Annotated in this window: 10 protein-coding genes and 1 pseudogene; 6 read left to right on the top strand and 5 right to left on the bottom strand. The window is 69.1% G+C overall.

Annotated features, from left to right (window positions below):
- Positions 1-681: phytanoyl-CoA dioxygenase family protein (locus E1284_RS35980; RefSeq protein WP_131944624.1), on the bottom strand; the 681-nt coding region annotated here is incomplete at its 3' end.
- A gap of 125 nt (positions 682-806) precedes the next feature.
- Between E1284_RS35980 and E1284_RS35975 the strand changes: the two genes are divergently transcribed.
- The 3 genes and pseudogenes from E1284_RS35975 to E1284_RS44180 all read left to right on the top strand — a co-directional run.
- Entirely contained in the window at positions 807-1643 is an 837-nt protein-coding gene (locus E1284_RS35975) for a helix-turn-helix transcriptional regulator (protein ID WP_131944623.1), read from the top strand.
- Positions 1644-1659: 16 nt separating this feature from the next.
- The gene (locus E1284_RS44185; protein ID WP_424923526.1) at positions 1660-1956 is read left to right on the top strand and encodes a DUF7008 domain-containing protein; all 297 of its coding nucleotides are present in this window, start codon (positions 1660-1662) and stop codon (positions 1954-1956) included.
- Positions 1938-2075 (top strand): annotated as a pseudogene (locus E1284_RS44180) (DUF7008 domain-containing protein); the annotation flags it as partial. The gene E1284_RS44185 and the pseudogene E1284_RS44180, both read left to right, overlap by 19 nt.
- 170 nt (positions 2076-2245) lie before the next feature.
- On the opposite strand, the gene E1284_RS44175 reads toward E1284_RS44180, so the two are convergent.
- The 3 genes from E1284_RS44175 to E1284_RS35960 form a co-directional block, all read right to left on the bottom strand.
- Positions 2246-2434, bottom strand: a complete 189-nt coding sequence (locus E1284_RS44175) for a DUF397 domain-containing protein (protein WP_131944622.1) — start codon at positions 2432-2434, stop codon at positions 2246-2248.
- A 180-nt stretch (positions 2435-2614) separates the two neighbouring features.
- A complete protein-coding gene (locus tag E1284_RS35965; protein ID WP_131944621.1) occupies positions 2615-2803 on the bottom strand; it encodes a DUF397 domain-containing protein in 189 nt (62 codons plus the stop codon).
- On the bottom strand, positions 2800-3681 hold the full coding sequence (locus tag E1284_RS35960) for a helix-turn-helix domain-containing protein (RefSeq protein WP_131944620.1): 882 nt from the start codon (positions 3679-3681) through the stop codon (positions 2800-2802). Before E1284_RS35960 ends, E1284_RS35965 begins: the two co-directional genes overlap by 4 nt.
- 879 nt (positions 3682-4560) lie before the next feature.
- On the opposite strand from E1284_RS35960, the gene E1284_RS35955 reads away from it, so the two are divergent.
- Positions 4561-5142, top strand: coding sequence for a TIGR04222 domain-containing membrane protein (locus tag E1284_RS35955; RefSeq protein ID WP_131944619.1), 582 nt, complete (start codon positions 4561-4563; stop codon positions 5140-5142).
- Positions 5143-5516: 374 nt separating this feature from the next.
- On the opposite strand, the gene E1284_RS35950 is transcribed toward E1284_RS35955, so the two are convergent.
- On the bottom strand, positions 5517-6569 hold the full coding sequence (locus E1284_RS35950) for a pyridoxamine 5'-phosphate oxidase family protein (protein ID WP_165965560.1): 1053 nt from the start codon (positions 6567-6569) through the stop codon (positions 5517-5519).
- Positions 6570-6666: 97 nt separating this feature from the next.
- Here E1284_RS35950 and E1284_RS35945 point away from each other — a divergent pair, with 97 nt between their 5' ends.
- Both E1284_RS35945 and E1284_RS43460 read left to right on the top strand, forming a co-directional pair.
- Positions 6667-7389, top strand: coding sequence for a helix-turn-helix transcriptional regulator (locus tag E1284_RS35945; protein ID WP_131944617.1), 723 nt, complete (start codon positions 6667-6669; stop codon positions 7387-7389).
- Between the two features lie 499 nt (positions 7390-7888).
- A partial coding sequence (locus E1284_RS43460; RefSeq protein WP_243714955.1) for a hypothetical protein occupies positions 7889-8129 on the top strand: 241 nt, incomplete at its 3' end.

Raw genomic sequence — 8129 nt, 5'->3', positions numbered from 1 at the left:
GGTCAGGTCGGCGTCCACGTAGATGATGACGTGGGCGATGCGGGGATCGTCGGTGAAGTTGGGGGTGGCGCTGTGCGCGAGAAGGGAGTGGTGGAACGTGCAGTCGCCGGCCCGCAGGGGAACGGTGACGCGGTGCTCCCACTCCAGTTCGGGTGCCACGGCGAACATGTCCGCATGGTCGGACAGATCCTGCGGGCGCAGCCCGTCCAGGTGCTGCGAGCCCGGGATGAACGTCATGCACCCGCGGTCGACGGGGACGTCCACCAGCGCCACCCAGGCCGACAGCGCGTGCCGGGAGCCGGAGTGCGGCCAGTACGGCTGGTCCTGGTGGAACTCGGTGGCGGCCCCGTTGTGCGGATCCTTGATCAGCAGCTGGTCGTGCCACAGCCGCAGCGGGATCCCCGCCAGCCGGGACGCGATGGCCGCCAGGCCGGGGTGCAGGGTGAGCTCGCGCAGCGTCTCGTCCCGGCGCCACAGCTGGAGCAGCTGGGTGAAGATCATCCCGTCGTGGTTGTCGCGGACGGTGGTCCGAGCAGCCAGGGCGGCCGAGGCGTACCTGGCGGCGTCCGTCCGGGAGATGACTCCCGGGACATGGACGAAACCATCACGGCGGTAGGCGGCGACGATGTCCTCGGAGAGGTTCTCCGGGGTGGTGCGGGGGTGTGCGGCGAGGGCGTCCATGCTCGTCTTCCTCGTGTCTCGGGAGTCGGTTTCGACTACTGTCGCGATCACGAGGGGGACGCGGCTAGCACGGGAACCCGGCAGATGTAGCACAATCTTGACAACCGCCTGCGGAAGGAGCCCCGGTGCACCGTGTGCGGCGCGCGGAGGTCTTCCCGCCCGGCGGGCCGCCGGCCGTCGCCGAGCGGTACGAGTTGCGGGACGGTGCCGCCCTCCACAGCCACGACTTCATCGAGCTGGCCGTGGTCACCGCCGGCACCGGGACGCACGTATCGGCGGCGGGCGAGCGGGAACTGGACCGCGGCTCGGTGACGGTGCTGCGGCCGGGGGACTGGCACGGCTACCGGGACTGCCGCCGGCTGGTGGTCCACAATCTCTATGTCGGCCCGGAGATGTTCCAGCACGAACTGGCCTGGCTGCGGGCCGACCCGCAGCTCGGACGGATCCTGCACGACGCCGGCCGCTCGGGCCACCCGCTCCGGCTGGACCCCGCCACGCTGCGCATCGTCGAGCCCGGGCTCACCGCGATCACCGACCGGCCTCGCCCCGGCCCCCCGCATGCCGTACTGGTGGGCATGCTGCTCTGCCTGCTGGGCGGCACGGCCGCATCGCTTCCCGCCGACCCGGCCGGGCAGACCCACCCCGCGGTGACGGCCGCGGCGCAACTGCTGGAGGACGACATCCAGCGCGCGTGGAGCCTGACCGAGCTCGCCGCGGCGGTGACCACGTCACCGGCCTACCTGGCCCGCCTGTTCACCGCGCAACTGGGCGTCCCGCCCATGACCTACCTGGGCAGGCTGCGCGCCGAGCGCGCGGCGGCACTGCTCATCGAGACCGATCTGCCCGTCGCGGCGGTCGGACGGATGGTGGGCTGGCACGACCCCAACTACGCCAGCCGCCGCTTCCGGCACTTCTTCACCTTCAGCCCGGCCGCCTACCGCACCCGTTTCAGACGCGTCTAGAGAGCGTCGATGATCGGTGCTATCGCCCAGCCGATACAAGGATCCGTCCGGCCTGCGGAAGCGAGCGCAAGGATGGGACGTCTGGGAGCTGCAACGGGAAGAGGAACGGACGGGTAAGCGGCTCGACATTCTGGCGCCTCCCAAGTACGCCTCAGCTGACTTCCTCAAGCTTTCGTACCGGCGGAACCGCGGGATGTTGGACATGCCCAAGGAGCGGTTCATCTCGTATCCGGGGAGCGGGCCGGACGGGACTCAGCCATGCTTCTCGGGTGGGCTGGCTAGGATCATCGGGAACAGGCCCAGGCGCTCATGATGTTGATCGAGGAGCGGGCTACTCAGGATGGCTGGGACGCGGCTCGGTTGACTCCGCTGCTCGCCGGCCTGGCCGAGGTACTGCCGTGGGTGCGGCAGTGGCTGGCATGGCGAGGTTGACCCCGCATTCGGGCAGAGCCCGGCCGACGCGTCCGCTATGTACTTGGAGGACAAGCAGCGCACATATGGGATCTCGGACGACGATCTCAAGAACTGGCGTCCCGAGAAGCCCAAGCGCGGCGGCCGGAGGAAGAAGACCTCCTGACCGCGCCGAGGTCAGGAACGTCTGATCAAGTCATTCGGATCGAGTCGAGAAATGCCGTCCACTCTCGACGCGTCAGTTCTAGGATGGGGCTAGTGTCTTGAACCATGGAGTCACGAATGCCTATGGTGTTTGACAAGCTGAGGGATATCTCCACGCAAGAACCGTCGGGGCTGGCTATGACGTGACTTGTGCCGGTGAGAATAATTTCCACCATCTGTTTGCTCTCGTCTATTCGGTTAACTGATTAGGTTACGCTCCCGGGTTGATCTATGTAAGTTTGCTGCCCACGGCTAGCGTGCAGGCCGCTATATGTTGAGGGAATGTTGCGGCGGCCTGCGTATTGCCACGAGACGGGGATCGTGCCAGCGATGGGGACGCGATCAGAGGCGTCCCGTCAAGACGATCGGATTGAATTGAGCAGAGCCGCCCATTCCGAGCGCACAAGCTCCAGGATCGGCCCTGTGCCCTGGGCTTTGGTGTCTCGGACCCCGATGGTCCCATCTGCTGCTCGTCCTACCTCCACGCACTTCCCGTCTGGATCGCTGTAGCTCGACTTCCGCCATCCGGTGAACTTCGAGGTCATGCTTGTTGTCTCATCTCATTTGCGAGTTGGTCTGCCGTCTCCGTGAGGAAGGCCAGGCTCTCGTCGGGAGACAGCGCGGCTTCCTGGAGGCGTTCGTAGTCTCGCTTATAGCTTGCCACCTCGGTCGGGTCCGTGTGGACGAGATCGGTGGTGATCGTGTCTACGACGGCCAAGTCGGGGTCTTCGGCGACTGGGAAGGTGTAGAGCGCGAATGACGACTTGGGTAGGAGCCCACCGGTGATGCGCGCGTTGTAGCGCAGGAACCGGACGGTGAGCTGCTCTTCCGCGGACACCATCTGAACCATGTGCCTGAGCTGCTCGATCATGACTCCCGGTGGCACGTCGAGGCGCAGGATGACGAATTCATCAAGCACGGTGTCGTACGAAGGGCCATCGGGCCTCAGCAAGTGGCTCTGTCGACGTCGGCGAGCCTCGATCACCTGGCTTGGGGCGTACTTGACCCGCCGGTTGCTTCTGTCGAGGTTGATCAGCGCCTCGATGAAGTCGGGATTTTGGAGAACTGCTGGGATCCCCGTCGGGTCGTAGTCGCGAATCGTGTCAGCACCGAACTCCAGGTCGGCGTACAGCTTCTGCCGAACTCCCATCGAGTCGCCGAATCGATCCCACCAGCCTCTCTCAGCCGCTGCCGAAGCCAGACGGACGATCCTCATGCACTCTCCCTCTGCGACTCCGAGTGTGTCAAGGATCTTGATGACGTCGGCGACGTCGGGGCGGCCGTGGGCGTTCTCCAGGCGGCTGATCTTCATGCGGGAGTAGTGGATGCGCTTGGCGAGTTCGTCCGCCATCATGCCGCGCTCCTCGCGGAGCTTGCGGAGTTCGGCCGCCAGACGCTGGCGTCGTACGTACGGGCTGACCATGCTGACCCCCGGGAGGCAGGACCGTGATCATGTCACTACCGTGTGTACACGACTCGTCCGACACTCGGCGGAGAAATGAACGCCTGGTCAGCCCGAACACCGTGACAATTTTGTATCGAACACGTCTTATGCGCTGTAGGAACAACGTAAGTCGAACGTGCAAGACATGAACGTTCGTTAGCCCCGACGTCCACTGCTCCCATGCGCGTCCGTCCGCCCGAACTTCACCCGTGAGAACCCTTGCCTGGAGCGCCATCACCCAAAGCGCGCGGGCCTCTTGTGCTTCGCGAGCGGCGCGGCGACCTATGCGGGACGGGAAGCCGGGCTGTTCGGGCCGGTCGGGCGGTGGTCCCGGTGGATGCTCCGGAGCCCGGGGGGTGGTCGGCGTCCTCTGCGGGGGTATCGGTCCCGAAGGAATCAGCAAGAAGTGTCCGCGGCCCTCTCCTTCCACCGCCGGGCCCGTCACCCGCCGATCGTCCGCCGGACGATCAAGCGCGAACACGGGTCGCCGTACTCGCTGGACATGCCGACCTCAGTACGGCGTTGACTCGGCGCCCGGGCAGGGCTCTGCCACCGGCAACATCACCCTGCGCCTGACACGCTGCGGAAGCCCTCGGGCATGGTCCGCGGCGGCCACGCCGGTAGCCCAGGTGGTGGCCGCGTCAATGTATGTCTGCCCGGAGCCGTCGAGCCCCGGCTCCGCGACTACCGGGGACCCCGGCCGCGACTACGTGTCCCTCAGCGCCGTCACCGACCTGATCGCCGAGACCGCCGTGGCTCCGGCACGGCGCCCCGGTTGACGCCGGAACGTCAGCGGAGCGCTGTGCGTCTGACCGGAAATCGTTCGAGCTGTCACGACCTCAGTGGGAAGTGAACCTGATGCGCGATCACACCGACCTCGGCCCCGACGAGATCGCCTACCTGTGCGGCGGCCGCGAGCGTGTCGCGATGACCGTGCTGGTCAGGTTGGCCGGAGACGGTCAGATCAGAATCTCGCCGGATCGGCACCGGGTGTACGCGGAACGCCGCGAACCCCGCGACCCCGTCGAGTCCGCCGCGCTGAAGGTCGTGCCGGAGGTCGGCAGGGTGCTCGGCCTGACCGTGCTGATGATCGCGGCGTCCCCAGCGGTCGAGGAGGTCGGCCGGCGGCTTCGGGCGGAGCGGCTGCTGCCGGGCTCCCGCGTCCGTGCGCTGTGGCAGTGGGGCCGGGTCCGGCGGGCCCGGCGGCTGCGCCGTGCGCTGGATCAACCGCTGTCGCTGGACGCCCTGTCCCGTGTCGCGGCCACCGGCGCCGCGGGCATCGCCGACCGTGAACTCCGGACGATCTTCGAAACCCACAAGTGGGAGCCACCGGTATCAATCGAGATCAGCATCCCGAAGCCGCGGGTCAACGAGCCGCTTCCCGAAGTGCCTTACCGGTCCGGCCTGTACAGCGCGTACTCCGACTTCGGGGGTTTCTGAACCCGGACCCGCGGGGGGGGGAGCAGTCCGGCGGCGGGTCCCGAACCGCCGCCCGCCGGTCCTGGCGGAGGATCATGCGCATCTCCTCCAGGGCGGTCTCGCGAGGATCGGACAGGTGGATCTCGTGGTGCAGGTCGTGGTGGGTAACCCCCCGCACCTTCGTCAGCGCGACCATGCGCGACCTCTTGGACCACATCGGCGTCCAGCCGTAACGGGTGGCGACGTGGGACGGCGTCGAAAAGCCCAGCACCCGGACGCCGTGACGAGCCAAGTGCTCCGGCGCGGACACGCCGGCCGCCTCCAACACCGTGCTGCGGCAGTGGCATGGCGAAGCCGACCACGGCCTTCGGGCAGAGCCTGGGTGTACCGGCTGATCAGTACCCCTCGTCGCGGAGGGCCGAGCGGTAGGACGCGTCCATGGCGCGGCGGGTGAGCGCGCCGGGTGCGGCGGCCAGGCCGCGTCCGAGCAGGCGTGCGCCGCGGCCGCTTTCGGTGTTGGCCGCGACGTGGGCGGCCGCGATCCCGGTCAAGTCCGGCAGACGCCCGGGGTCGCGCGGGCCGTTCCACAGGACGTCCACGGCGGTGGCGCGCGTCAGTTCGGCGTGCTCGACGTGCACGATGATCGCCGCGTGCGGCGGCTTGTCCCGCAGCGCCATCGTCGCGAGCAGGTCCGGGTCGGTGCTGACCCGTGCGGTGCCGCTGAGATGGAGGACCTCGCTGCTGCCGGGGAGCAGGGCGGCCAGCGAGACGTCCGGACAGGTCATGAGGTTGCGGAGGGTGTCGGCTCGCTTGTTCCCTCGCCGGTCGGGGAGCGCGAGGGTGGCTCCGTCGAGCACCTGCAGGAAGCCCGGACCGTCCCCGCGCGGACTGGTGTCGGCCCGCTCCTCACCGTCGCGCGAGGAGAGGAAGGTGAACGGCGAGGCCGCGAGGAACGCGGCGGCGCCCGGGGCGGACAGCGGCCCGCCGGCCGGGACGTTCGGAGCGTCCGGAGGGGCGTCCGGGACGGCGGTCCACAGCTTGGAGCGCAGCATGCAGCGCGCGCAGTGCATGTACGCCTCCGTCATGTCGATGGCGACGCGTCCGCCACCGGCACCGGCGGCGGTGCCGTTCAGGCGGAAGGTCTCCCCGACACCGGGAATCAGGAACACCATCGACACCCCCGTGCCGAGCGCGGGCATCGGCGACCCGTCCGGGACGGGGAGCGACAGGCGCGTCCGCGATTCGGCGCGGGCGAACCCGGCCGTCCCGCCGACGAGCATCGTGCGGGGGACGCCGGACGTGTCGCGGATGCCCAGCGCCGCCGCCGGGGCGGCGGCGAACACCTCCCGGCACCCCTCGTCGAGGGTGCCGGTCGCCTTCAGCAAGACCATCCGGGGCGGTGTTCCGATGATCGCGTCGATGTCCGCGACCGTGGCCGGTGTGCGCATATGTCCTCTCCTCACCTGTCCACCCCGAAGGTAGGGTGGCCAGTCGGCGGATGGGGGCCAACCCATGCCGTGATCTGGCCAAGACCGGGAGGACGCCATGCCGGGGACCGTGCTGGCGACCGCGCGGACCGACTTCGATGCCGGTGTCGCCTTCGACCTGCACGAGCACCCGTTCCACCTGCTGAGCTGGAGCGAGACCGCCACCGTCACCCACCGCACCGCCGACCGTGACTGGCTGGTGCCTCCCACCCACGCGCTGTGGATGCCGGCGGGCGTCCCGCACGCCTTGGCGGTGGTGCGCGGCGGGCGCGGCTACGGCGTCGTCCTGAGCGCGCAGCACTGCCCCATCACCTGGACCGAGCCGACCGGAGTACTCGTCACGCCCCTGGTCCGGGAACTGATCGTGCACCTCGACCGGCACCCGCGACGGGCGCGCCTGCAGGCCGAGACGCTCCTGGCCGAACTCCTGGAACCCGTCCCCAGCACGACATTCCAGCTCCCGATGCCGACCGACCCGCGCCTACGGGACGTCACCGAGGCCCTGCTCGCCCATCCCGCCGACGACCGCGACCTCGCCGCGTGGGCCGACCACGCCGCCACCAGCGTCCGCACGCTGACCCGGCTCTTCCAGGCCGAGACGGGAATGACGTTCGCGCAATGGCGCACCCACGCCCGCATCCGCGCCGCACTCACCCTCCTCGCAGAAGGCGTCCCCATCAGAGCGACGGCGCGCGCGGTGGGCTACCGCAAACCCGGAGCCTTCGCCGAGGCGTTCCGCCGCATCACCGGCGACCTCCCGAGCGTCTACAGCCCGCCGTAACCGCCACGACCAGCCGATCAGACCGAGACCCGAAGCACAGCCGCGAGTACCGGACCAGGCCCCATCCCCGACCCCAACGCCGTCCGTGCTCCCTGGAAATACGAGCCGCCGCGCCCGCCCGGGACGGCCCACCCCTCCGGTTCCACCGCGACCTGCACCCGGCCACCGTCCTCACCTCTCATCTATCCAGCGATCCGTCCGGCTGACGGTCGGGATACCGCGGGGCGGACACCGCGGGTTCGCCGTGCCCGGTGGAGATCAGCGATGGCGAGCAGTCCAGGCAGTTGTTGCCGCGCAGCGGATCCGCTGTGGGGCCGCCGTCGTTGACGAGGCTGGACCAGCGGTCGCGCGGGTCTGGGAACCGCTCGGGGTTTCCGTCAGGCAGCTTTGGGACGGTGTCCTCGACATCTCGTTGGTGGTGCGGATCTGGACGGGTAAGGCCACCCGCCTGGTCGTACGGTCGCGTGGTCTCCGGCGCCCTCTCCTCGGGGACTGGCTCGTGTCTGGCGGGCTGGTGGTCGGCTTGGAGGATCTGCCCGGCGGCGGCCTCCGGGCCAGGGGTGCCGATGCCGGGGGTGTGGCCGTCCTGCTGCGGGGGCCGCGGGTGGTCACTGCTTTCAGGCTGGTCGCGCTCATCCGGTGGCTGTGGGGGAATGTCTCCGGCGTCCTGGTTGCCCGAGTTCTGGGTGCGCTGTTCTTCGCCGGGCTCGTCCGGGCGTTCCGCTTGGCCGGTCTCCGGA

Origin of the sequence: Actinomadura bangladeshensis, from assembly GCF_004348335.1 — a bacterium.
Classification (GTDB): domain Bacteria; phylum Actinomycetota; class Actinomycetes; order Streptosporangiales; family Streptosporangiaceae; genus Spirillospora; species Spirillospora bangladeshensis.
Note: the sequence above shows the minus strand (reverse complement) of the source record. Positions and strands in the feature narration are given on the sequence as shown.